Consider the following 24,747-nt stretch of genomic DNA (forward strand, 5'->3'; position numbering starts at 1 on the left):
GTATTGTAATTACTAATTTACAACTATTTTTTTTATTAAATGTTTATCAAAAATTAGAATAGCCTTAGAGCTCAGCTAAAACTTCTTTATATCTAGCTTGTGTTATAGGTTCAGTTATAAGCCAGCTTAACGCCTTTTCGTTTGTAGAAAAAATTTCTATATCCTGATTGTGATTACTAAGTAGTGATTTGTATATTGTTGTTGATACTACTTGGCTGGGAGTGTCTGTAACTAATGCTATTTTTCTTCTTTCGCTAAAAGATGGACGTTGATTATTAAAATCAGCAAATTTTTCAATATCCTTAGTTGGCGCGTCGAAATTCACTTTTTTCAGATTTATAAAATAATTCATTCCAGATTTAAACTCTTTATGAGTAAATAATTTTTTTTTAAAATTTAAATATGAAGTTAAATTAAGAGTTCCGCTATGAAGCTCAATTACTAAATTATATTCTGGGTAAATTTTAAACTTATTTGTTGAGGAAACCATTAGCTCTTTTTTTATAAAAATAAATAAAAAAGCCCTTTAGTAAAAACTAAAGGGCTATAAATATATAAATGGTATGGTTTACCTTTTCTTTTGTTGATTTTTTTGTTGTTCCTGTGCTTGTTTCATTGCATCATTCAAACGTTGTCTAAACTTACTCTCTTTTTTTGGTTTCTTTTTATTCTCTTGAATTTTTGCATGAATCTTATCTTCATCAATAATATAGTTTTTAATAACTAACATAATTGTTATTGTAAGTAAATTTGATACAAAATAGTATAAACTTAATCCACTAGCATACATATTAAAGAAGATTAACATCATAACAGGAGAGAAGTACATCATCATTTTCATCATCTTCTGCATATCAGGCATTCCTTCTTGGGTTGGTTGTTGCATATTCATTTGTTGACTCTGACTCATTCTCATATAGAAGAAAATGGCAACAGAAGCTAAAATTGGAAATAAACTAATATGATCTCCATACATTGGTATGTTGAAAGGTAGTTTAAATACACTATCATATGCAGATAAATCATCTGCCCATAAAAATCCTTTTTGACGAATATCTATGTTTGAAGGGAAAAATCTAAATAAAGCAAAGAATACTGGCATTTGTAATAATGCTGGAATACACCCAGAAAGTGGGCTAACTCCGGCTTTACTTTGTACGGCCATAGTTTCTTGTTGACGCTTCATAGCGTTTTCTTTACCTGGTAAACGTTTATTAATCTCTTCCATTTCAGGTTTAAGAACCTTCATTTTTGCACTAGATAAATAAGATTTGTATACCAATGGAGACATTATAATTCTAACAATAATTGTTAATAGAATAATAATAAGTCCATAATTTCCAATAAAACCTTGCAAAAAGTTAAATACAGGAACAAATACTAAGCGGTTAATATAACCAAAAATACCCCAACCTAAGTTTACAACTTCTTTAATATTACGATCGTATTTTTTTAATATTTGGTAATCATTTGGTCCAATGTACCAATTCATATTGTAATTAAATTCACCACCTTCTAACTTTAATGGTGTTTTTAATGAAAATGCTTTTGTGTAAACACTATCTATATCTTCGTCTTTAAAAATTGAAGTAGAATTTAATTGTGCTTTATTAAACCCTTTATCTGAAATTAAAATAGAAGAAAAGAAGTGTTGTTTAAAAGCAACCCAGTTTACATCATCTTCAAGCGCATCATCATCTCCACCTACAGATAAGTAATCTATATCTTCATCCTCTTTTTCATAATACATTTCTGTTTGTTGGTTCTCGTACTTAATACTTTTTTCGTGACGGTAACCTTCTAAATTCCAATCTAAATTAATTTGTTGAGAAGAGTTTAAAGCAGAACTTAAACCTTGAGAACGGATAGAGAAATCTACCATATATTCATCTGGTTTAATTTCGTAACGGTATTCTAAAAATTTAGAGTTAGAAACTTTAAGTTTCATAGACAATACTTGGTTGTCTCCATTTTTAGTTAAAGTTGGTTCAAAAAGTAAATCTTTAGTATTTAAAGTTCTATTATCTGCAGTGCCAAAATTAATGTTGAAAGAAGCATTTTTATCCTTTATCATATACAAAGGAAGCGAGTCGTAAGTAACGTACTTTTTTATAAGAGCTTCTTTAATTTGCCCACCTTTATTAGCAATGGTTAATTTTAATAAAGCATTTTCAATAACTGTTTCTTCATCTGCAACTGTTGCAGATTGAGCAAAAACACCTAAAGATTTTTGAGCGTTAACTAACGCAAGCGAATCGTTTGCTTGAAAAACAGTTTCTGGAGCAGTATCTGCTAAATTAGTTTCTACAGTTTTTTGTTTTTCAACTTCTTCAATTTTATTCTTTTCAGCTTCTAATTCTTCAGGAGTTGGTTGGTTGGTATACATCCACCAAAGCATAATACCACCTAAAAGTACAAAACCAATTAGCGTATTAATATCAAATTTTTTTTCTTCCATTGTAAAATATAAATGTCAAATTGTCATTAATGCTTTTAAAAATTATTAAAAAGCCCGACAAATGTACTAAAAGTACAGTTATAAACTAGTTTTTAATAGTGATTGTATGTTAGTTCAAATAGTGTTCCAAAGAAGCTTTAATAAATCCAACAAATAATGGGTGCGGATTTAAAACAGTACTTTTATATTCTGGATGATATTGTACACCTACAAACCAAGGGTGATTAGGTATTTCAACCACTTCTACAAGATCTGTTTTTGGGTTTTTACCGGTAGCAATCATTCCGGCTTCTTCGATTTTAGTTAAATAATCGCTATTAAACTCATATCTATGTCTGTGACGTTCGCTAATTAGTTCTTTTTGGTAAATGTCTTTTATTTTACTGCCTTCTTTTAGTTTACAATCCCAAGCACCTAAACGCATTGTACCACCATAATTTGTAATACTTTTTTGTTCTTCCATTAAATCAATAACTGGGTACTTTGTTTTCTTGTTCATTTCAGCAGAATTCGCATCGCTAAAACCTAAAACATTTCTAGAAAATTCTATAACAGCCATTTGCATACCTAAACATATACCTAAAAACGGAATATTATTTTCACGAGCGTATTTAACAGCTTCAATTTTACCTTCAATACCACGTTCTCCAAAACCAGGAGCTACCAAAATACCATTTAAGCCTTTTAATAAGTTAGGTACATCTTCAACAGTTAATTCTTCTGAATGAATCCATTGAACTTCTACTTTAACTTCGTTTGTTGCACCTGCATGAATAAATGCTTCGGTAATCGATTTATATGCATCTTTTAATTCAACATATTTACCAATTAAACCAATTTTAACAGTGTTTTTTGGGTTTTTATGACGTTTAACAAAGTTGTTCCAAATTTTTAATTCTGGTTTAACTTTATCAGTTAAATTTAATTTTTTTAATACTACTTTGTCTAAACCTTCATCTAACATAAGGTTTGGTACATCGTAAATTGTTTCAGCATCTATAGATTGTATAACGTCTTCTTTTTTAACATTACAAAATAATGCCAATTTACGTTTAATATCTTCTGAAATTTGGTGCTCAGTTCTACATACTAAAACATCTGGACTAACTCCACTTTGCATTAGCATTTTTACCGAGTGCTGTGTTGGTTTAGTTTTTAATTCACCAGCAGCAGCTAAATAAGGTATTAGCGTTAAATGAATAACAATGGCATTTTCTTCACCTAATTCCCAAGTTAATTGACGAACAGATTCTACATATGGTAAAGATTCAATATCACCAACAGTACCACCAATTTCAGTAATTACAATGTCAAATTTTCCAGTTTTACCTAAAATTTGAATTCTACGTTTAATTTCATTAGTAATATGTGGTATTACTTGAACCGTTTTACCTAAAAATTCTCCTTTACGTTCTTTATCTATAACACTTTGGTAAATTCTACCAGTTGTTACATTGTTAGCCTGTGAGGTAGGTATGTTTAAAAAACGTTCGTAATGACCTAAATCTAAGTCAGTTTCTGCACCGTCGTCAGTTACGTAACACTCACCATGTTCATATGGGTTTAACGTTCCTGGGTCTATATTAATATATGGGTCTAATTTTTGTATGGTTACCGAGTATCCTCTAGCTTGTAATAGTTTAGCTAAAGAGGCAGCAATAATTCCTTTTCCTAGTGATGAGGTAACACCACCTGTTACAAAAACATATTTTGTATTTTTCATTATCCGTAGGTTTGCGCAAAAGTACTAACTCTATTTTAGTTGGCAAAAAGTAAAAAGCTAAATTTTTAAACATTTATTTTGATAGCAAAATATGAGGTTTATAATATAGAGTTGTGTGTTTTGAAGCTTCAGAAAAGAATGATTTAGAAACTGGAAGAATAAAATATTGATTATTATTTCATTATAAATAGGTTAGAGTGATAAAATAAACCTATTTTTGCAATTGTAAAGTTAACAAAACCTTGATTTTCCTAGAGAAAATTATTTTTTTGTTTTTTTTTAAAATTCTATTTGTCAAACACAAAAGGATTTGTATATTTGCCAACGCTTTTAAAGAGATTTTAAAAGAAGCAAATTATAAGAAACACAATTTAAAATATACAAGTAATGCCAAAAAGAACTTATCAGCCATCAAAAAGGAAAAAAAGAAACAAGCACGGTTTCAGAGAGCGCATGGCTTCTGCTAATGGTAGAAAAGTATTAGCTAGAAGAAGAGCTAAAGGAAGAAAGAGATTAAGTGTTTCTTCAGATCCAAGACCAAAGAAATAATGAAACAATAGTTTTATATATATTAGGTGTTACTTTTTTTAGTAACACCTTTTTTTTGACCTTTTAATAAGTATTGAAAACTATTTAAATAACGTATTCAATTTTTATTGATATTTGAAAATTAAAATCTTATTTTATAAAAATGCCAAAAAACACTAACATTAAATCAATCTTAATTATAGGTTCGGGACCTATAATTATTGGGCAAGCTTGTGAATTCGACTATTCTGGTTCACAGTCAATTAGATCATTAAAAGAGGAAGGAATTGAGGTTACTCTAATCAATTCTAATCCGGCAACTATTATGACGGATCCTTCATTAGCAGATAATGTGTATCTAAAGCCTTTAACTACAAAATCTATTATTGAAATTTTACAAATGCATCCAGAAATTGATGCCGTTTTACCAACTATGGGAGGTCAAACAGCATTAAATTTATGTATTGAAGCTGATGACAAAGGTATTTGGGAAGATTTTAATGTAGAATTAATAGGTGTAGATATTGACGCCATTAATATTACCGAAGATAGAGAGCAGTTTAGAAAGTTAATGATTGAAATTGGTGTAGGCCAAGCTCCATCAACAACTGCAACTTCATTTTTAAAAGGTAAAGAAATTGCTCAAGAATATGGTTTTCCATTAGTAATTCGACCTTCATTTACTTTAGGAGGTTACGGAGCATCAATTGTTTACGATAAAGAAGATTTTGATGATTTATTAAGTAGAGGTCTAGAAGCCTCACCAATTCACGAAGTTATTATAGATAAAGCTTTGTTGGGTTGGAAAGAGTACGAATTAGAACTATTGCGTGATAAAAACGACAATGTTGTAATTATTTGTACTATTGAAAATATGGATCCAATGGGAATTCATACAGGAGATTCTATAACTGTAGCTCCTGCAATGACTTTAAGTGATACTACTTTTCAAAGAATGCGTGATATGGCAATACATATGATGCGTTCTATAGGTGATTTTGCTGGCGGATGTAATGTTCAGTTTGCAGTAAGTCCTGATGAAAAAGAAGATATTATAGCAATTGAAATTAACCCACGTGTATCTCGTTCTTCTGCATTGGCATCAAAAGCAACAGGATATCCAATTGCTAAAATAGCTACTAAATTAGCTATTGGTTATAATTTAGATGAGTTAGATAACCAAATTACTAAAACAACATCAGCTTTATTTGAGCCAACATTAGATTATGTTATTGTAAAAATACCACGTTGGAATTTCGATAAATTTGAAGGTTCTGATAGAACGGTTGGTTTACAAATGAAATCTGTTGGTGAAGTAATGGGTATTGGACGATCGTTTCAAGAAGCATTGCATAAAGCAACACAATCTTTAGAAATTAAACGTAATGGTTTAGGAGCAGACGGAAAAGGAGAGAAAGATTACGATACTATTATTCAAAAATTAAAATACCCGAGTTGGGATCGTGTTTTTGTTATTTATGATGCTATTCAAATGGGAATTCCATTAAGTAGAATTCACGAAATAACTAAAATTGATTATTGGTATTTAAAGCAATATGAAGAGTTATTAGCATTAGAAAACGAAATTTCAACAAATAAATTAGATACACTTACTTATGAATTATTGTTAGAGGCTAAACAAAAAGGTTTTGCCGATAGACAAATTGCGCATATGTTAGGTTGTTGGGAGAGCGAAGTAAAAGCTAAAAGAACTGAGTTAGATATTAACAGAGTTTATAAATTAGTAGATACTTGTGCTGCTGAATTTGGAGCGCAAACACCTTATTATTATTCAACATTCGAAAACAAGATGATTACTTCAGAAGGTGTAAGTAAATCTGATAATGAAAGTGTTGTAACTGATAAAAAGAAAATTGTTGTATTAGGTTCTGGGCCAAATAGAATTGGACAAGGAATTGAGTTCGATTATTGTTGTGTGCACGGTGTGTTGGCTGCTAAAGAAGCAGGTTATGAAACTATTATGATTAACTGTAATCCAGAAACTGTTTCTACAGATTTTGATACAGCAGATAAATTATATTTCGAACCAGTATTCTGGGAGCATATTTACGATATTATTGAGCACGAAAAACCAGAAGGAGTTATTGTTCAACTTGGTGGTCAAACAGCACTTAAATTAGCTGAGAAACTATCTAAATGGGGAATTAAAATTATTGGAACAAGCTTTGAAGCACTTGATTTAGCTGAAGATAGAAAGCGTTTTTCTGAATTATTAGTAGATTTAGATATTCCATTCCCTAAGTATGGTACAGCAACAACTGCAGATGAGGCTTCTGAAATAGCAGATGATTTAGACTTTCCAATTTTAGTTCGTCCTTCATATGTATTAGGAGGTCAGGGAATGAAAATTGTTATTAATAAAGAGGAGTTGGAGAAACACGTGGTAGATTTATTACGTAAAATTCCAAATAATATGTTGCTTTTAGACCATTATTTAGATGGTGCAATAGAAGCAGAGGCAGATGCAATTTGTGATGGAGAAGATGTTTACATTATTGGTATTATGGAGCATATTGAACCTTGTGGTGTTCACTCTGGAGATTCGAATGCAACATTACCACCTTTTAATTTAGGAGAATTTGTAATGCAGCAAATAAAAGATCACACTAAGAAAATTGCGAAAGCTTTAAAAACAGTAGGATTAATAAATATTCAGTTTGCAGTAAAAGATGATACGGTTTATATTATTGAAGCAAACCCAAGAGCATCTCGTACGGTTCCGTTTATAGCAAAAGCTTACCAAGAGCCTTATGTAAATTACGCTACAAAAGTAATGCTAGGAGATAAAAAGGTTAAAGATTTTAAATTTAACCCTCAGTTAGAAGGCTATGCAATTAAGCAGCCTGTTTTCTCTTTCAATAAGTTTCCTAACGTTGATAAAAAATTAGGGCCTGAAATGAAATCAACAGGTGAGAGTATTTTATTTATCGATAGCTTAAAAGATGATCAATTCTACGAATTGTATTCTAGAAGAAAAATGTATTTAAGTAAATAATATTTACTTTATTTAATAAATAAAAAGCTCCTTATTTTAAGGAGCTTTTTGTTTATTAGTAAATTGTTTATATATTTGTTTAATTAAAATTAAATAAACTTGAACAGTATAAAGTCAGAGTTCACAATAAAAGATCTCGAAAATTTTTCAGGAATAAAAGCGCATACTATTAGAATTTGGGAGAAGAGGTATAATCTTTTGAAGCCAAATAGAACGGATTCTAATATTAGGTATTATGATATTTCGAACCTTCAAAAGTTATTGAATGTTTCGTTATTAAATAATAATGGCTTAAAAATTTCTAAAATAGCAGATTTAAGCGATTCTAGTATTGCTGTTAAAGTTAGAGAGTTGGTATCTAAAAGCGGTATAGATAGTCAGGCATCAAACTCGTTAAAGTTAGCAATGTTAAACTTTGACGAAAATATGTTCAATGCAACCTATAATAACTTAGTTGTTAATTCTTCGTTTAGAGATATTTTTAAAAATGTATTTCTTCCTTTTTTAAATGAAATTGGAATGTTGTGGCAGGTAAACTCAATTACACCAGCACACGAACACTTTATAACAAATCTTATTAAACAAAAAATACATATTAATATAGAAAGGTTACAACTATCTAAACCAATTAATTTTGAAAAAGTTTTTGTGTTGTATTTACCTATGAATGAAATTCATGAATTAGGTTTATTGTATTTGCATTTTGAATTGTTGTTGCATGGTTATCAATCTGTTTACTTAGGGCAGAGCGTTCCTGTGAGTAATTTGCTAGATGTTCAAAAAGTATATAATAATATTTGCTTTGTAAGTTATTTAACTGTTGAGCCTTCAAAGGTTTCTGTGTTAGATTACATAGAGCAAGTAAATAATGAAATACTTGAGAATTCTAATAGTGAATTATGGGTGCTTGGAAGAAAAGTTGTAGAAGAAGATAAAGCTATTGATTTTGAGAAAGTTAGTGTGTTCTATTCTGTAGTTGATTTATTAGCTAGGGTATAATTTTTTTTAAATAATTTGTTTTTGTTTAATAAAAAAGTATATTTGTTAAACAAAATGGAAAAACAAATTGTAATAATTGGTTCAGGATTCTCATCTTTATCAGCTGCAAGTTATTTGGCAAAGGCTGGTAATAAGGTTATTGTTCTTGAAAAAAATAGTACCGTAGGTGGTAGAGCAAGAAAATTTGAGAAAAATGGTTTTAAGTTTGACATGGGACCAACTTGGTATTGGATGCCAGATGTTTTTGAAAAGTTTTTTAAAGATTTTAATAAAAAACCATCTGATTTTTACCAATTAGATAGATTGAAGCCTGCTTATGAAGTTTATTTTGGAAAAAAAGATTCAGTTATTATTGATAATAATCTTGAAGCTATTTATAATGTTTTTGAAAATGAAGAAAAAGGAAGTTCGGTTCACTTAAAAAGATTTTTAAAGTCGGCTAAATTTAATTACAAAGTAGCTATAAATAGTTTGGTGTACAAACCAGGCAATTCAATATTAGAGTTAATAAACTTAACAACAATATCTAAAATTAATCAGTTTTTTACTTCCATAAGTTCTACTGTTAGAAAAAGAATAAAGAGTAAAAAACTTCAACAAATATTGGAGTTTCCTGTTTTATTTTTAGGTGCTAAACCTTCTAACACTCCAAGCTTTTATAATTTTATGAATTATGCAGATTTTGGTTTAGGAACATGGCATCCAAAAGGAGGTATGTACGAAGTAGTTTCGGCATTTGTAAATTTAGCTGTAGAGTTGGGAGTTGATTTTAAAACAAATGAAAATGTTAACGAAATAGTTGTTGAAAATGGTGTTGTTAAAGGTGTTAAAACTCAAAATGATTTTTATAAAGCTGATGTTGTTATTAGTGGAGCCGATTATCATCATTCTGAAACTCTGGTTCCTAAAAAATATAGAATGTATTCTGAGAAGTATTGGGATAAGAAAATATTTGCACCATCATCACTATTATTTTATGTTGGTTTTAATAAAAAATTAATAAACGTTTCGCATCATACTTTATTTTTTGATACAGATTTTGATGTACACGCAAAAGATATTTACGACACGCCAAATTGGCCAAAAGAGCCGCTTTTTTATGCAAGTTTTCCAAGTATAACAGATAACAGTTTTGCCCCTGTTTCTAAAGAAGCGGCTACTTTTTTAATCCCATTAGCTCCAGATTTAGACGATACACCTGAAATAAGAGAATATTATTTCAAAAAAATAATTGAGAGAATGGAAAAATTAACCAATCAATCTTTATTTGATAGTGTTATGTTTAAAGAATCTTATTGTGTAAAAGATTTTAAAAAGGACTATAACTCCTATAAAGGGAATGCGTATGGTTTGGCAAATACATTGTTTCAAACAGCATTTTTAAGACCAAAAATTAAAAGTAAAAAGGTGAAAAATTTGTTTTTTACCGGGCAATTAACTGTGCCAGGACCAGGTGTTCCGCCATCTATAATTTCAGGAAAAATTGTTGCAAATGAAATTCTAAAAATATAAAAACTACCAACTACTAACTAAAAAATATATTATGAAACAATTATTTGATACTACTGCATATAAATGCAGTAGGGAAGTGACAAAAGGTTACAGTACATCTTTTTCTTTGGCTGTAAAAATGCTTTCACCAAAAATTAGAATGGCAATTCATAGCATTTATGCATTTGTTCGTTTTGCTGATGAGATTGTAGATTCTTTTCATGACTTTAAAAAGGAAGAATTACTTGAAAAATTTAAAAATGAATATTATGTAGCTTATGAGCAGGGAATTAGTCTAAATCCAATATTGAATAGTTTTCAACAAACGGTTAAAAAATATGATATTGACGATTCTTTAATTCAATCTTTTTTATTGAGTATGAAAGCTGATTTGGGCAAATTAACGTATAACTCTCAAGAAGAGTATGAACAATACATTTATGGTTCTGCTGATGTTGTTGGTTTAATGTGTTTAAAAGTATTTGTAAATGGAGACTCTAAAAAGTATAATGAATTAAAGTACTCAGCGATGAAATTAGGCTCAGCTTTTCAAAAAGTGAATTTTTTAAGAGATTTAAAAGACGATATTGAAGTTTTAAATAGATCGTATTTTCCTAATGTAAATTTTAATCAATTAACTAAAAAAAATAAAGAAGATATTATTAGTGATATTGAGCAAGATTTTGATGAAGCTTTTAAAGGGATAAAAAGGCTGCCAATTGAAGCGAAATTTGGAGTTTATACAGCTTATGTTTATTACAAAAGATTATTAAATAAATTAAAAAGAACACCTTCAAAAGATATATTAAACGTGAGAGTTAGAGTTTCTAATCCTATGAAAATAGGGTTGTTAGCGAGATCTTTTGTAGCTTTTAAATTAAATTTGTTATAATGAGGTTTTTAATAATATGCTTTTTACTTATTGGTTCTCAATGTTTTTCTGCTCCAATTTTGGAAGAAATTCGTTCTAAATTTCCTTTTATTGAAAATAAAGAACAAGCAGAGAGTTATATTAAACAATTAGAGAATACAAAAGATTTGAGCTCACAAGCTTATTTAGCCGCTATGTATTTTTTTAAATCTAAGTATGTAAAGTTCCCAACAACAAAATTTAAGTATTTCAAAAAGGGTAAAGAATTATTAGAAAATTTAATTTTAAATAATCCGTTAAATGCAGAATTAAGGTATATTAGGTATATCTTTCAACATCAAATACCTAAGTTTTTAGGTTATTATTCGGCTAAATCTAATGATTTTGAAGTTATTATAAATTCTAATTTCTTGAAAAAAAAGCATTTAAATAACTTGTTAGAGTTACGGCAAATTTCTGAAGAGCATAAACAAAAACTTCTCCAATTATGATGTTATTTTTAGTAGTAACCATATTAACTTTTGTATTAATGGAATGCGTAACATGGTTAACGCATAAATATGTAATGCACGGATTTATGTGGTATTTTCATGAAGATCATCATCAACCAAGATATAATCATGTTTTTGAAAGGAATGATGTGTTTTTTATAATTTTTGCAATACCAAGTATTTTACTTTTTTATTTTGGGCTTGAAGGTGGTTTAAACTACAGGTTTTTTATAGGTTTAGGAATTTTGTTCTACGGAATAGCTTACTTTTTAATACATGATGTTTTAATTCATCAGCGTTTTAAATGGTTCAAAAAAACAAAAAATAAATACCTTGTTTCTTTAAGAAAAGCGCATAAAGTTCATCATAAACATTTGGGAAAAGAACACGGTGAGTGTTTTGGTATGTTGTGGGTTCCATTAAAATATTTTAAAGTTTGAAATCCTTATATTTAATTATAAATATTGCCTCTTTTATAATTCCGTTCTTGTATAGTTTTGAAAAAAAAATGAACTATATAAAGTACTGGAAAATTGTTTTTTTAGCAATTTTTATTACTGCAATACCTTTTTTAATTTGGGATATTTACTTTACCAAAATGAAAGTTTGGGGCTTTAATTTAGATTATTATTTAGGTATTGAAATATTTAAATTGCCATTAGAAGAAATCTTGTTTTTCTTTTGTATTCCTTACGCAAGTATATTTACGCATTATGCTTTATTTTATTTTTTTCCGAAGTTAAAATTGTCTAAAAAAATTACTTTGGTTATAACAATATTGTTGCTCTTAATTTCAATTTTTATACTAATTTTTGTTAATTTTAAGTGGTATACATTTATTGTTTTTAGCGTTTTTGCCAGTTTATTAATTTTATCATTCTTTAGAGAAGAAAACTATTTATCTCAATTCTACATTTCATTTATACTTATTTTAATTCCATTTTTTTTAGTAAACGGGTTGTTAACAGGTAGTTTTATAGCTAATGAGGTTGTGTGGTATAATAATGATGAAAATTTAGGCTTTCGGTTAGCAACTATTCCTATAGAAGATGTTTTTTATGCGTTTTCTATGTTATACCCAACACTATTTTTAATTGAAAAATTTAAAACAAAATTTGGTTATGAAAAGTAAATTTGAAATTGCTGTTTTTTGGTTTAGAAGAGATTTAAGACTGCACGATAACACAGCATTGTTTTATGCGTTAAACTCTGGTTGTAAAGTGCTACCAATTTTTATTTTTGATGAAGCTATTTTAAATGAATTGCCAAAAAATGATGCAAGAGCAAGCTTTATTCATCAAACATTAAACACGATACATATAGATTTAACTGAAAATAAATCTTCATTATATATAAAAAAAGGAAATGTAAAAAAAGTATGGCAAGAGCTTTTGAATGAATATAATATTAAAAAAGTTTTTTTTAATAAAGATTATGAGCCTTATGCTTTAAAAAGAGATACTGAAATTTCTAATTTTTTAATTGAAAATAATATTGAAGTAAGCTCTTATAAAGATCAAGTAATTTTTGAATCTGGTGAAATTTTAAAAGCTGATGGTAAACCATATACAGTTTATACGCCATATAAAAATAAATGGTGGAATTTGTATAATTCAAAAGAGCTTAAATTATTTCCTTCAGAAAACTTTAAAAATAACTTTGTAGAATTATCAATTAAGTTTCCTTCGTTAGGTGAAATTGATTTTATTGAAAGTTCTATAAAAGTTAAGAAAATTAATAGGAGTTCAATATTGGATTATGAGAAATTTAGAGATTTTCCTACGAGTGAAACATCAAATACATCTGTTTACTTAAGGTTTGGGTTAATAAGTGTACGAAAGCTTTTTAAGTATGCGCAAATTAAAAATGAAACTTATTGTAACGAGCTTATTTGGAGAGAATTTTTTATGCAAATCTTGCATCAGTTTCCAAAAGTTGTAAATGAAAATTTTAAACCAAAGTACAATTTTATTCCTTGGAGAAATAATGAAGAAGAATTTAAAAAGTGGTGCGAAGGAAATACAGGATACCCAATTGTTGATGCTGGTATGCGAGAGTTAAACCAAACAGGTTATATGCATAATAGAGTTAGAATGGTTGTTGCTAGTTTTTTAAATAAACATTTATTAATTGATTGGCGTTGGGGTGAAGCTTATTTTGCAGAAAAATTATTAGATTACGATCTAGCTGCAAATAACGGGAATTGGCAATGGGCAGCAGGAACTGGTTGTGATTCAGCTCCATATTTTAGAGTTTTTAATCCAACTACACAGCAGCACAAATTTGACCCAGATTTTAAATATATCAAAAAGTGGAATCCAAATTATAAAGATATTCCCGAAATTGTAGAGCATAAATTTGCGCGTTTAAGGTATTTAGAAGTTGTTAAAGCTTCATTTGTGCAGTAAGTTTATACCAACTTAGAAATCATTCCATTAAATACAAACCAATGAAATGGTGTTACAGCGTACCAATAAAATCTTCCGGCAACGCCTTGAGGTCTAAAAGTAGCTGTTTGGTGCAATGTATTATTTTCTATTTTAAATTCTAGCCAAGCTTCACCAGGAAGTTTCATTTCGGCATAAAGTAATAGTTTTTTAGCTTCTTTATTAGCATAAATAACGCGCCAAAAATCTAAAGAATCTCCATTATTTAATTGCGTTGGGTGTGTACGGCCTCTTCTTAAACCAGTTCCACCAAAAAACTTGTCTATATAGCCTCGTAATTTCCATAAAAACGTTCCGTAGTACCATCCGTTTTCTCCTCCAATTGACCATATTTTGTCTAAGCTAGTATTTACATCATTTAATTTTCGTTGTTTTTTATCTGTAAAACAGCCATAAGTTGGTACGTTAATGTGTTTATGTAAATCACTTTTTAGCGCGCTACTTATAAATGAATCTTTCCAGCTAGAAACAATACTATTTTGTTCAATTTTAACGAATGCATTTTTTACAGCATTTTTATAAGAAATTGGTTTTATATTAAGTAAGGTATTAATGTTACTCTTTTTTCCAATAATTTCAATACCCATACTGTTTACTAATGAGGCTGCTAATTTATAAGAGGTAGATGTTACAAAATATAACCAATATGACGAAAGTTTAGGTGTCATTATTGGTAATGTAATAATTCGTCTTTTTAAACCTCTTATTTGTGCAAATTCTAAAAGCATTTGTTTGTAAGTTAAAATTTCTGGTCCAAAAATATCAAATGATTTATTGTAAAGATTTTCGTTTCCTTTTGCTTTTTCTAAAAAAGACAATACATCTCTAATAGCAATTGGTTGCGTTTTAGTATTTAACCATTTTGGAGTTGCCATAATTGGAAGTTTTTCAACTAAGTCTCTTATTATTTCAAATGAAGAGCTACCCGAGCCAACAATAACACCTGCCTTAAATGTTGTTAATGCATATTTTTCTGAAATTAATGTAGTTTCAACATTTTTTCGAGAAAGCAGGTGTTTTGATAGCTTCGTGTCATTAGTAATGCCGCTTAAGTAAATAACTTGTTTTGCTGAAGTATTTTCTATATATGTTTTAAAATTTAAAGCACATTGTTGTTCAAGAATATGAAATTCTGAAGAAGAATTAGACATAGAATGTATTAGGTAGTATACAACATCTATATTTTCAGGAATATTAATTAATGTGTTTGGTTTTAAAAAATCGACTTCAGCAAAACTTACGTTTTTATCATTTTTAAAACCAATTGGAGCTCTATTTTTATCTCGTACAGCGCAAACAACGCTGTTACCTTCATTTAATAATAAAGGAATTAAGCGTTTGCCAATGTAACCTGTTGCGCCTGTAACTAAGATTTTCATTTTATAAATTTTTATAATTATTTATTTTAACCTGGTCAGCTTTTAAATCGAACATTAAATTGTAAAGTCCAAAAAAAGTTCTATTAATATATATAAAATGTTTAGAACCTCTATTACCATTCATTTTTTTTAGTTCAGTGCTTTTAGAATAGCGCTCTCCAAGTTCTGCAATTTTATTAAAGAACTTAGGGTCAGAAAAATCGAATGTTTCCTTATGAAAAGGCTGTGTAAATAAACTTAACATATCGTGAAACATAGCTGTGAAAAAAGCTAATTCTTCAGGAGAATCATCGTCTCTTAATATTTCTAATTCAATTAATTTATTCAGAAATATTTCAGGATTATTAATATTTTCCTTTTTGGCCAATTCAAAATAAGGAATGTGAAATTCATTTGGAATTACCTTCATACAACCAAAATCTAAAGCTATTAGATCTGCATTTTCTGAAATTAAAAAATTTCCAGGATGCGGATCTGCATGTACTTTTTTTAATGTGTGTATTTGGTACATGTAAAAATCCCACAAAGCTTGGCCTAATTTATTAGACTTTTTTGCGCTAGTATTATACGCTGTAAATTCCGATAGATGTTCGCCATTCATCCAATCCATAGTTATAATTCTTTCCGAAGAAAATTCTGAATAATATTTAGGGAAATATAAATTAGGAATGTGTTTACAAGCTGCTGAAATTTCTTTACTCTGTTTAATTTCAATTAAATAGTTGGTTTCTTCAATAAGTTTATCTTCAACCTCTTTAAAATATTTATCAGAATCTTTACCTTTAATATTAAACATACTAATGGCAATTGGCTTAACCAATGTTAAATCGCTTGATATACTGTTGGCAATACCGGGATATTGAATTTTAACGGCTAAATATTTGCCGTTCTTTTCTGCTTTATGTACTTGCCCAATACTTGCTGCATTTACCGAATTAGCATTAAATTTGTCAAATATTTCACTAGGAGCTTTGCCAAAATACTTTTTGAATGTTTTAACTACTAGGGGAGCAGACAAAGGAGGAACGGAAAATTGAGATAACGAAAATTTTTCTACATAAGCTTGTGGTAAAACACTTTTTTCCATACTTAACATTTGCGCCACTTTTAAGGCACTTCCTTTTAAGTTTTTTAAGCCGTCATAAATATCTTCAGCATTGTTTTTGTTTAATTTTTCTTTAGCTTCATCTTCAGGACTTATTAATTTGTCTCCGTAATATTTTAAATAGTTTATACCAACTTTAGCGCCAGTTTGCATAAGTTTAGATGCTCTATGTATTTTTGAAATAGGGATTGTATCTATAGTTTTTAGCATAATTATTTTTAGTTTATGTTCATTTTTTCTTTATATAAAAATTTACCCAAATCAATAATACTCTTTAATGGAGTTGAGTTAATTAAATCGAAACTAGTATTTACAGATTTTTCAATAAAAACATCGGTCTTTTCAAAAGAAGTAGAGGAGTCATTAATCCAAAATTTTAGAGTTACTAGTAATTGAATCCAAGCAGTTTCTTTAATGCTTTTTTGTTGAATTTGTTCAATGTTCTTTTGTTTAAAATCAATAGTTTCTATTTCAAGAGAGTCTATATAGGTAGCAAAGCTTGTTCTAAGTGTAGATAAAGAATTAAGTTTGCTAAAGTCTAAATTGTTAGTGTCTAAAGTTGAAATAATAAAACTTCTATTTGAAGTTAAAATTTCAAAAAAAGTATAATAAAAACTCAATAATTTATTGCGCGCATCAAAAGTTTGGTAATCTTTACTTTTTTCCAAAACACCTATTGCATTTTCAAAGAAAACATTAAAAATAGATTTTTCAATTGCTTCAAAAGAGGCGAAAAATTGATAAAATGTAGCTTCTTCAAATTTGTTGTTTTTTGCAAAGGAAAAAACGCTTGTAGGTTTTGAGTTGTGTTCTAAAATATAGCTCATATATAGAGATATAATTTTCATTGCATTTATTTCTTTATTTTTTGACATAATTAAATTGTTTAATATAAATATATATAAATTAAACAAAAAATAAAATTACAAACCCTGTTAAGTTATATTTAAAATCTATGAACTTATAAATTTAAACTATATGTTATTTCATTTTGGTTTAAATTTTATTGTTTAACTTTGCGTTTATAAAATTAAACACAATAAAATTGAAAGTTGCAATAACAAGAAAAGAACATTTTAACTCAGCACATAGATTACACAACCCAAAGTGGTCAAATGAAAAAAATAAAGAAATTTTTGGAAAGTGCAATAATGTTAATTATCACGGTCATAATTACGATTTAGAAGTTAAGGTTATTGGGTATGTAGATGAGGAAACAGGTTATGTTATTGATACAAAATACTTATCTGAAATAATTAAAAGTAAGGTGTTGGAAAAATTTGATCACAAAAATTTGAATTTAGATGTTGAAGAATTTAAATTTTTGAATCCAACAGTCGAAAATATTGCAATATTGGTTTTTAGATTGTTAAGACCACACATTGAAAAAAAGTACGAATTAAAAATTAAACTATATGAAACACCCAGAAACTTTGTCGAATATCCATACGAGTAATAATGTTTTAGAAGGATTTTCTCTAGAGGAAATTGGTGACGACCATTTATATACAGGTTTAGAAACACCTTTAAAAAAGGATGCTTTTGAATTGTCTGATAATTTCAAAAAAGAGCAAATAGCTGATTTATTTGCTCAAATTATGGAAGTAATGGGATTAGATTTGACTGATGATTCTTTAAAAGGAACTCCAAAAAGAGTCGCTAAAATGTATATAGATGAAATTTTTTCAGGGCTAAACCCTGCAAATAAACCAAAAATCGCATTGTTCGATAATAAGTATAAATACAATCAAATGTTGGTTGAAAAAAACATACAATTTTATTCTAATTGCGAGCACCATTTTGTTCCAATTTTTGGGAAAGTTCATGTTGCATATGTTTCGTCAGGAAAGGTAATTGGGCTTTCTAAAATTAATAGAATAGTTAAGTATTTTGCAAATAGACCACAAGTACAGGAAAGGTTAACAAATCAAATTGCAAAGGAATTAGAAAATATTTTAAATACTAAAGATATTGCCGTAATAGTTGACGCTAAACATTTGTGTGTAGCTTCAAGAGGTATTAAGGACGATTCTTCAGCAACAGTTACAAGTTATTATGGTGGTGTTTTTAAAAGCCAAGATAAAATTGTAGAGCTTCAAAACTATTTAAAGCTATAAGTTAAAGTTTAATTTTCTATGTTTGAATAATTATTTTAAATTAAGAACTTAACTAAAAAAATATTAAATATGAAAGTTATAGGAATTATATCAAGTTTAATTATTTCAATTGCGCTTATGGTGCAGCCAAATTCAAAAAAAAATACTATGGAAAAAACACCGTCTATGTATCAAATTTCAATAAAGAGTATTGCAGGAGAAAAAATAGATTTTGAAAGTTTTAAAGGGAAAAAAATATTGTTTGTAAATACAGCTTCAAAATGTGGTTTTACAAAACAGTATGAAGATTTAGAAAAATTACATAAAGCCTATAAAGATAAATTAGTGGTAATTGGTGTACCTTGTAATCAGTTTGGAGGTCAGGAGCCAGGAACTTTGTCGGAAATTCAATCGTTTTGTGAGGTTAACTATGGTGTAACATTTTTAATGACTGAAAAAATTGATGTAAAAGGTGAAAACCAACACCCGCTATATGCTTGGTTAACTAATAAAGAAAAAAATGGTGTAAAAAGTTCTAGTGTTAAATGGAATTTTCAAAAGTATTTAATAGATGAAAACGGAAGTTTTATTGATTACTATTATTCGATTACAAAACCTATGAGCTCTAAAATATTAAATCATTTAAAATAGAGTGAGTACACATATACAATACATAATATTGTTTTTAATTTTAAATTTTGGTGCATTAGCTATTGGAAGTTATTTAATGAATAACGGCCCGCAAGCTAATTGGTATCTAAATTTAAATAGAGCTCCTTGGACACCTCCTGGATGGTTTTTTGGAGTTGCTTGGAGTACTATTATGGTTTGTTTTTCATTTTATTTAGCTCATTTATTGGTTTTAAAACCAGGTGTTACATTTTGGATAGTATTTTTAATTCAATTTGTATTAAATATAGCATGGAATTACATTTTTTTTAATCAACGCCATTTGGGTTTTGGTTTGTTAGAAATTATTTTATTAACCGCTGTAATTGGGTATTATCTATTTCAATTTGGTAATGGTTTGGGAGTTAAATCTTGGTTAATAGTGCCTTATTTTATATGGTTGATAATTGCAACAAGTTTAAATGGTTATGTCTATTTTAAAAATTAAAAAATGAATTTTAGTACAAAAGGAACAGTATATAGATTATCATCAAAACAAAAATTACCTATAACATTAAATGAAGCTTGGGATTTTTTGTCTAGCCCAGGCAATTTAAAAGAGATAACTCCTGCTTATATGAGTTTTGATATTATTTCTGGTGATGAAAGATCTTTGTACGCAGGGCAAATAATACAATACATTGTAACTCCTATTTTAGGAATCAAAACTAATTGGGTAACAGAGATTACTCACGTAGTAAATAAACACTATTTTGTTGATGAGCAACGATTTGGGCCTTATTCTCTTTGGCATCATAAACATTTTATTAAAGAAATTGAAGGTGGTGTAGAAATGGAGGATATTATTGATTATAAAATTCCATTTGGTTTTATAGGAAGATTGGTTCACCCTTTTTTAGTGAAGCCAAAACTTGTTGAAATTTTTAATCACAGAACAAAAAAGTTAAACGAACTATTTGGCGAGTTTAACTAAAACACTTTAAACTTTAATTGTAGAGTATTATGAATACATCTTTATTATTTGATTTTAGTAAACATTCTAATATTGAAAATTGGACCACGGTAAATGATGTAGTTATGGGTGGTATGTCCCAAAGTAACTTTAGATATAATAGTAATGGTAAAGGAGTTTTTGCAGGAAAAGTATCTTTAGAGAATAACGGTGGGTTTTCTTTACTAAGAGGTAGAATTGATGTAGTAGAAATTAACACCTATAAATTTATTAAGCTTTATTTAAAAGGAGATAATAAAAAATATCAATTCAGGGTAAAATCAAGTATAACTGATAATTTTGCTTTTAAAACAACATTTCTAACTTCAAATAGAGATGAGATTATAAAAATTTCAATTAAGGATTTAGTTCCTTATTATAGAGGGCGAAAGGTTCTAGAGCCAGTTAGTCTTAATAATAGAATTGAAGAAATAGGTTTTTTAATTGCAAATAAAGAGAATGAAGAATTCGAATTACAAATTAGTAAAATAGAATTGTCAAAAATTTAGTTGCTATATCTATTTGCAATTTCAACTCTTGAGTTTTTAAAAAATGCATTGATATTGCTAAAGAAATCAGCTTTTTATTGGAATATAGTCAATTAAGAGTGTTCAATTTAATTTGTTAAAAATTGAATAAAATCTTCACTTGTGTGTTATTATAATAATTCATAAAATAATACTATTAAGTCTTTAATTGGAAGAAATTTAGGTGTTAATACATTGTTAATTTTGTTACTTACATTACTAAAATTGATTAACCAGTTTGGTAAACCAGATGAAAATCAAGTGTTTATCAATGCTGTTTAAAACTATTCTAAATAATTAAATCAATTTTTTTACTGATATATATCAGTATAAATCTTGGTTCAATCCTATAAATTAGCAGTACTTAAATAAATAATTGAATTAAATAATTTGTAACAATTCCATAAATACGTACAGCAAATTATTTTATGTAAATACAAAATATAATGAAATCAGAAACTAAAAAGTTAATTTGTGATGCTAATGAGGCTGTAGCTAGAGTAGCACATAAAACTAATGAAGTTTGTGCTATTTATCCAATTACACCAGCTTCTCCTATGGGAGAACATGTAGATGTTTATAGTGCAAAAGGAGAAAAAAACATTTGGAACGATGTTCCTAGAATTGTTGAAATGCAGAGTGAAGCTGGTGCAGCAGGTACTGTTCACGGATCTTTACAAGGTGGAGCTTTAACAACTACATTTACAGCATCTCAGGGGTTATTATTAATGATACCTAATATGTATAAAATGGCTGGTGAATTATTACCAACTGTAATACATGTAGCCGCAAGAACTATTGCAACTCACGCATTATCTATTTTTGGAGATCATTCAGATGTTATGGCGGCACGTCAAACAGGATTTTCTATGTTATTTGGTGGGTCGGTTCAAGAAGCACACGATTTTGCTTTAATTGCTCAAGTAGCTGCATTAAAAAGTAAGGTTCCGTTTATGAACATTTTTGACGGATTTAGAACTTCACATGAAATTTCTAAAATTGATGCAATTTCTGATGATGTAATAAAAGCAATGATGCCAGAAGAGGAAATAATGAAACTTAAAAAGAATTCATTAGATCCAGATAATCCTGTATTAAGAGGTACAGCACAAAACCCAGATGTATTTTTCCAAGCTCGTGAAGCAGCTAATAAATATTACGAAAAAGTTCCAGAAATAGTACAAGATACTATGGATGAATTTTATGAGCATACAGGAAGAAAATATAGTTTATTCTATTATGTTGGTCATCCTGAAGCTGAAAAAGTAGTTGTAGTTATGGGGTCTGGTCAAGGACCAGTAATGGAAACTATTGATACTTTAGTTGAAAAAGGAGAAAAAGTTGGAGCATTATTTGTAAGATTATACCGTCCGTTCTCTGTAAGCGACTTTATTGAGCAAATGCCAAAAACAGTTAAAAAAGTAGCTGTATTAGATAGAACTAAAGAGCCAGGAAGTGTTGGAGAACCTCTTTATCAAGATGTTGTTACTTCTTATGTTGAATTAGGTGATGATATGCCTTCAATTGTTGGTGGTCGTTATGGTCTTTCATCAAAAGAATTTACACCAACTATGGTTAAAGGTATTTTTGATGAATTAGAAAATAATTCACCTAAAAACCACTTTACAATTGGTATTAATGATGATGTAACACATACAAGTTTACCTTACGAGCCAGGTTTCCAAACTAAAAAATCTACATTTAACTGTATGTTCTACGGTTTAGGATCTGATGGTACTGTTGGTGCTAATAAAAACTCAATTAAAATTATTGGTGAAACAACTGATAATTATGTTCAAGGATATTTTGTATATGACTCTAAAAAAGCAGGTGCGCAAACAGTTTCTCACTTACGTTTTGGACCAGAACCAATTTATTCTTCATATTTAATTACAACGGCAAACTTTATTGCTTGTCACCAATTTAACTTTATTCAGAAGTATGATGTATTAGGTCATATTAAAGAAGGTGGTACATTCTTATTAAATTCACCTTACGATAAATATAAAGTTTGGACAGAGTTACCAAGTTCAATGCAACAAACTATTATAGATAAAAACATTGAGTTTTATGTAGTAGATGCAACTAAAGTAGCGCAAGATGCTAAATTAGGAAAACGTACAAATACAGTATTACAAACTTGTTTCTTTGCTATTTCGGGTGTTCTTCCAAAAGATGAAGCAATTAAGAAAATTAAAGAAGCAATTGTAAAATCATACTCTAAAAAAGGTGATGCTGTAGTTCAAATGAACTTTAACGCGGTAGATAAATCATTAGAAAACTTACAAAAAGTTGAGTATCCTCGTCATATAACTAACGAAGATGGTTTATTACCAATGATGAATGAGAAAGCTGATGATTTTGTAAAAGAAATTTTAGGTACAATTTTAGCTGGTAATGGAGATTCTCTTCCGGTAAGTGCTTTTGCACCAGATGGAACATTCCCTACTGGAACTACTCAATATGAAAAACGTGGTATTGCTGATGCGGTTCCAACTTGGGATGATGCAGATTTATGTACACAATGTAACAAATGTGTTAACATTTGTCCGCACGCAGCAATTAGAGCAAAAGTGGTATCTAACGATATTTTAGCGGATGCTCCAGAAGGATTAAAATCTGTACCAGCAAAAGGAAGACCTTTTAATAAAGAAACTGAAAGTTACGTTTTACAAGTTTCTCCTCAAGATTGTACAGGATGTGATTTATGTGTTCAAGTATGTCCTGCAGAAAGTAAAGAGGTTGAAGGTTTATTTGCAATTAACTTGCATAAAAAATTAGAGGTAGAAGAAGTAGAAGATAAAAACTGGGATTACTTTATTGATTTACCAGATTACGACAGAAAAGAACTTAAAACGAGTACAGTTAAAGGTTCTCAATTCTTAGAGCCATTATTCGAGTTCTCTGGAGCTTGTTCTGGTTGTGGTGAAACACCTTATATTAAGTTAATTACTCAATTATATGGAGATAGCATTATGATTGCTAATGCAACAGGATGTTCTTCAATTTATGGAGGTAACTTACCAACTACACCTTATACAACTAACAAAGATGGTCGTGGACCAGCTTGGGCAAACTCTTTATTTGAAGATAATGCAGAGTTTGGTTTAGGTATGCAGTTAGCATTAACTAAAAAGCAAGAAATTGCTGCAGGTTTATTAAAAGGTTTAGAAAGTAAAGTAGGTGAAACTTTAGTAAATGATATTCTTTCAAATACTGAAGAAACTGAAACTTTAAAAGAACTTAAATTAGATCATATTTCAGAATTAAATGAAAAATTAGATTTAATTTCTACTCCAGAATCTAAAAAACTAAGAAACTTATCTGAGTATCTACGTAAAAAAGCGGTTTGGATATTTGGTGGAGACGGTTGGGCTTATGACATCGGTTACGGTGGTGTAGATCACGTTTTAGCATCTGGCGAGAATATTAATATTTTAGTAATGGATACTGAAATTTATTCAAACACAGGTGGTCAAGCTTCTAAAGCAACACCACTTGGGGCAAGTGCTAAGTTTGCAATGAATGGTAAACCAAGCAACAAGAAAAGTTTAGCTTTACAAGCAGTATCTTATGGTAATGTTTATGTAGCTCAAATTGCAATTGGAGCAAAAGATATGCAAACATTAAAGGCTATTGAAGAAGCAGCAGCTTACCCAGGACCTTCAATAATTATTGCATACTCACATTGTGGTGATCACGGTTACGATTTAAAATATGGAGCAGCTCACCAAGAAAAAGCAATTGAAACTGGTTACTGGCCATTATTTAGATTCAATCCTTTAGCACCTAAAGGAAAGAAATTTAAATTAGATTCTAAAGCACCATCAGCACCATTAGAAGAGTTTATGTATCAAGAAACTCGTTTTACTAGAGTAGTAAAAGAAGATGCTGAAAGAGGTAAAATGTTATTAGAACAAGCTCAAGAACAAGTTGATGTTCAATGGGAAAGATTAGAATTATATAAGAATTTATAATTTTTAATAATAGTAAAA

General features: G+C 29.0%; 22 protein-coding genes. 16 read left to right on the forward strand and 6 right to left on the reverse strand.

Going from position 1 to position 24,747, the window contains the following annotated elements; genetic code table 11:
- Window positions 1–64 precede the first annotated feature (64 nt).
- From BLU40_RS09535 to BLU40_RS09545, 3 genes are all read right to left on the reverse strand, one after another.
- Window positions 65–490 carry a hypothetical protein gene (locus BLU40_RS09535; protein ID WP_090122799.1) on the reverse strand — a complete coding sequence of 142 codons (426 nt, stop codon included), beginning with the start codon at window positions 488–490 and terminating at the stop codon, window positions 65–67.
- A gap of 78 nt (window positions 491–568) precedes the next feature.
- On the reverse strand, window positions 569–2,458 hold the full coding sequence (gene yidC, locus BLU40_RS09540; protein WP_090122801.1) for a membrane protein insertase YidC: 1,890 nt from the start codon (window positions 2,456–2,458) through the stop codon (window positions 569–571).
- A gap of 109 nt (window positions 2,459–2,567) precedes the next feature.
- The gene (locus BLU40_RS09545) at window positions 2,568–4,181 is read right to left on the reverse strand and encodes a CTP synthase (protein WP_090122803.1); all 1,614 of its coding nucleotides are present in this window, start codon (window positions 4,179–4,181) and stop codon (window positions 2,568–2,570) included.
- Between the two features lie 387 nt (window positions 4,182–4,568).
- On the opposite strand from BLU40_RS09545, the gene rpmH reads away from it, so the two are divergent.
- The 9 genes from rpmH (at window position 4,569) to BLU40_RS09590 (ending at window position 13,985) form a co-directional block, all read left to right on the forward strand.
- Complete coding sequence (gene rpmH, locus BLU40_RS09550; RefSeq protein WP_070235330.1) at window positions 4,569–4,730, forward strand: 50S ribosomal protein L34; 162 nt, start codon at window positions 4,569–4,571, stop codon at window positions 4,728–4,730.
- 142 nt (window positions 4,731–4,872) lie between these two features.
- Window positions 4,873–7,725, forward strand: a complete 2,853-nt coding sequence (gene carB, locus BLU40_RS09555) for a carbamoyl-phosphate synthase large subunit (protein WP_090122805.1) — start codon at window positions 4,873–4,875, stop codon at window positions 7,723–7,725.
- A gap of 99 nt (window positions 7,726–7,824) precedes the next feature.
- Window positions 7,825–8,724: a MerR family transcriptional regulator gene (locus tag BLU40_RS09560; protein ID WP_090122807.1), complete on the forward strand. Its 900-nt coding sequence runs from the start codon at window positions 7,825–7,827 to the stop codon at window positions 8,722–8,724.
- 54 nt (window positions 8,725–8,778) lie between these two features.
- The gene (locus tag BLU40_RS09565; RefSeq protein WP_090122809.1) at window positions 8,779–10,236 is read left to right on the forward strand and encodes a phytoene desaturase family protein; all 1,458 of its coding nucleotides are present in this window, start codon (window positions 8,779–8,781) and stop codon (window positions 10,234–10,236) included.
- A gap of 31 nt (window positions 10,237–10,267) precedes the next feature.
- The gene (locus BLU40_RS09570) at window positions 10,268–11,107 is read left to right on the forward strand and encodes a phytoene/squalene synthase family protein (protein WP_090122811.1); all 840 of its coding nucleotides are present in this window, start codon (window positions 10,268–10,270) and stop codon (window positions 11,105–11,107) included.
- Entirely contained in the window at window positions 11,107–11,577 is a 471-nt protein-coding gene (locus BLU40_RS09575; RefSeq protein WP_090122813.1) for a hypothetical protein, read from the forward strand. Before BLU40_RS09570 ends, BLU40_RS09575 begins: the two co-directional genes overlap by 1 nt.
- On the forward strand, window positions 11,577–12,017 hold the full coding sequence (locus BLU40_RS09580) for a sterol desaturase family protein (protein WP_090123114.1): 441 nt from the start codon (window positions 11,577–11,579) through the stop codon (window positions 12,015–12,017). The genes BLU40_RS09575 and BLU40_RS09580 overlap by 1 nt, the downstream gene beginning before the upstream one ends.
- Window positions 12,014–12,709, forward strand: a complete 696-nt coding sequence (locus BLU40_RS09585) for a lycopene cyclase domain-containing protein (protein ID WP_090122814.1) — start codon at window positions 12,014–12,016, stop codon at window positions 12,707–12,709. Before BLU40_RS09580 ends, BLU40_RS09585 begins: the two co-directional genes overlap by 4 nt.
- Window positions 12,699–13,985 carry a cryptochrome/photolyase family protein gene (locus BLU40_RS09590; RefSeq protein ID WP_090123116.1) on the forward strand — a complete coding sequence of 429 codons (1,287 nt, stop codon included), beginning with the start codon at window positions 12,699–12,701 and terminating at the stop codon, window positions 13,983–13,985. Before BLU40_RS09585 ends, BLU40_RS09590 begins: the two co-directional genes overlap by 11 nt.
- 2 nt (window positions 13,986–13,987) lie before the next feature.
- On the opposite strand, the gene BLU40_RS09595 is transcribed toward BLU40_RS09590, so the two are convergent.
- From BLU40_RS09595 to BLU40_RS09605, 3 genes are read right to left on the reverse strand one after another with little or no spacing between them, the layout of a single operon-like run.
- Window positions 13,988–15,403, reverse strand: coding sequence for an SDR family oxidoreductase (locus tag BLU40_RS09595; RefSeq protein ID WP_090122816.1), 1,416 nt, complete (start codon window positions 15,401–15,403; stop codon window positions 13,988–13,990).
- Window position 15,404: 1 nt separating this feature from the next.
- The gene (locus BLU40_RS09600; protein ID WP_090122817.1) at window positions 15,405–16,718 is read right to left on the reverse strand and encodes an ABC1 kinase family protein; all 1,314 of its coding nucleotides are present in this window, start codon (window positions 16,716–16,718) and stop codon (window positions 15,405–15,407) included.
- 8 nt (window positions 16,719–16,726) lie between these two features.
- Window positions 16,727–17,383, reverse strand: coding sequence for a TetR family transcriptional regulator C-terminal domain-containing protein (locus BLU40_RS09605; protein ID WP_090122819.1), 657 nt, complete (start codon window positions 17,381–17,383; stop codon window positions 16,727–16,729).
- Window positions 17,384–17,553: 170 nt separating this feature from the next.
- Between BLU40_RS09605 and BLU40_RS09610 the strand changes: the two genes are divergently transcribed.
- From BLU40_RS09610 to nifJ, 7 genes are all read left to right on the forward strand, one after another.
- Window positions 17,554–17,964 (forward strand): 6-pyruvoyl trahydropterin synthase family protein, encoded by a 411-nt coding sequence (locus BLU40_RS09610; RefSeq protein WP_090122821.1) that lies wholly within the window; start codon window positions 17,554–17,556, stop codon window positions 17,962–17,964.
- Window positions 17,924–18,625 (forward strand): GTP cyclohydrolase I FolE, encoded by a 702-nt coding sequence (folE, locus tag BLU40_RS09615; RefSeq protein WP_090122822.1) that lies wholly within the window; start codon window positions 17,924–17,926, stop codon window positions 18,623–18,625. The genes BLU40_RS09610 and folE overlap by 41 nt, the downstream gene beginning before the upstream one ends.
- 117 nt (window positions 18,626–18,742) lie before the next feature.
- Window positions 18,743–19,255, forward strand: a complete 513-nt coding sequence (locus BLU40_RS09620) for a glutathione peroxidase (RefSeq protein ID WP_394331707.1) — start codon at window positions 18,743–18,745, stop codon at window positions 19,253–19,255.
- A 1-nt stretch (window position 19,256) separates the two neighbouring features.
- The gene (locus BLU40_RS09625) at window positions 19,257–19,721 is read left to right on the forward strand and encodes a TspO/MBR family protein (protein ID WP_245729925.1); all 465 of its coding nucleotides are present in this window, start codon (window positions 19,257–19,259) and stop codon (window positions 19,719–19,721) included.
- Between the two features lie 3 nt (window positions 19,722–19,724).
- On the forward strand, window positions 19,725–20,207 hold the full coding sequence (locus tag BLU40_RS09630) for an SRPBCC family protein (RefSeq protein WP_090122824.1): 483 nt from the start codon (window positions 19,725–19,727) through the stop codon (window positions 20,205–20,207).
- Between the two features lie 29 nt (window positions 20,208–20,236).
- On the forward strand, window positions 20,237–20,734 hold the full coding sequence (locus BLU40_RS09635) for a CIA30 family protein (protein WP_090122826.1): 498 nt from the start codon (window positions 20,237–20,239) through the stop codon (window positions 20,732–20,734).
- Between the two features lie 464 nt (window positions 20,735–21,198).
- Complete coding sequence (gene nifJ, locus BLU40_RS09640) at window positions 21,199–24,729, forward strand: pyruvate:ferredoxin (flavodoxin) oxidoreductase (RefSeq protein ID WP_090122828.1); 3,531 nt, start codon at window positions 21,199–21,201, stop codon at window positions 24,727–24,729.
- Window positions 24,730–24,747: the final 18 nt, after the last annotated feature.

The organism is Lutibacter oricola (assembly GCF_900106565.1).
Lineage (GTDB): Bacteria > Bacteroidota > Bacteroidia > Flavobacteriales > Flavobacteriaceae > Lutibacter > Lutibacter oricola.

Bases quoted from the DNA above. Each gene is read 5' to 3' on its own strand.
- BLU40_RS09595 (WP_090122816.1), bottom strand. From the start codon at position 15,403: ATGAAAATCTTAGTTACAGGCGCAACAGGTTACATTGGCAAACGCTTA.
- nifJ (WP_090122828.1), top strand. From the start codon at position 21,199: ATGAAATCAGAAACTAAAAAGTTAATTTGTGATGCTAATGAGGCTGTA.
- BLU40_RS09575 (WP_090122813.1), top strand. From the start codon at position 11,107: ATGAGGTTTTTAATAATATGCTTTTTACTTATTGGTTCTCAATGTTTT.
- BLU40_RS09635 (WP_090122826.1), top strand. From the start codon at position 20,237: ATGAATACATCTTTATTATTTGATTTTAGTAAACATTCTAATATTGAA.
- BLU40_RS09535 (WP_090122799.1), bottom strand. From the start codon at position 490: ATGGTTTCCTCAACAAATAAGTTTAAAATTTACCCAGAATATAATTTA.
- BLU40_RS09590 (WP_090123116.1), top strand. From the start codon at position 12,699: ATGAAAAGTAAATTTGAAATTGCTGTTTTTTGGTTTAGAAGAGATTTA.
- BLU40_RS09570 (WP_090122811.1), top strand. From the start codon at position 10,268: ATGAAACAATTATTTGATACTACTGCATATAAATGCAGTAGGGAAGTG.
- BLU40_RS09620 (WP_394331707.1), top strand. From the start codon at position 18,743: ATGGTGCAGCCAAATTCAAAAAAAAATACTATGGAAAAAACACCGTCT.
- BLU40_RS09580 (WP_090123114.1), top strand. From the start codon at position 11,577: ATGTTATTTTTAGTAGTAACCATATTAACTTTTGTATTAATGGAATGC.
- BLU40_RS09565 (WP_090122809.1), top strand. From the start codon at position 8,779: ATGGAAAAACAAATTGTAATAATTGGTTCAGGATTCTCATCTTTATCA.
- BLU40_RS09630 (WP_090122824.1), top strand. From the start codon at position 19,725: ATGAATTTTAGTACAAAAGGAACAGTATATAGATTATCATCAAAACAA.
- rpmH (WP_070235330.1), top strand. From the start codon at position 4,569: ATGCCAAAAAGAACTTATCAGCCATCAAAAAGGAAAAAAAGAAACAAG.
- BLU40_RS09600 (WP_090122817.1), bottom strand. From the start codon at position 16,718: ATGCTAAAAACTATAGATACAATCCCTATTTCAAAAATACATAGAGCA.
- carB (WP_090122805.1), top strand. From the start codon at position 4,873: ATGCCAAAAAACACTAACATTAAATCAATCTTAATTATAGGTTCGGGA.
- BLU40_RS09545 (WP_090122803.1), bottom strand. From the start codon at position 4,181: ATGAAAAATACAAAATATGTTTTTGTAACAGGTGGTGTTACCTCATCA.
- BLU40_RS09605 (WP_090122819.1), bottom strand. From the start codon at position 17,383: ATGTCAAAAAATAAAGAAATAAATGCAATGAAAATTATATCTCTATAT.
- folE (WP_090122822.1), top strand. From the start codon at position 17,924: ATGAAACACCCAGAAACTTTGTCGAATATCCATACGAGTAATAATGTT.
- yidC (WP_090122801.1), bottom strand. From the start codon at position 2,458: ATGGAAGAAAAAAAATTTGATATTAATACGCTAATTGGTTTTGTACTT.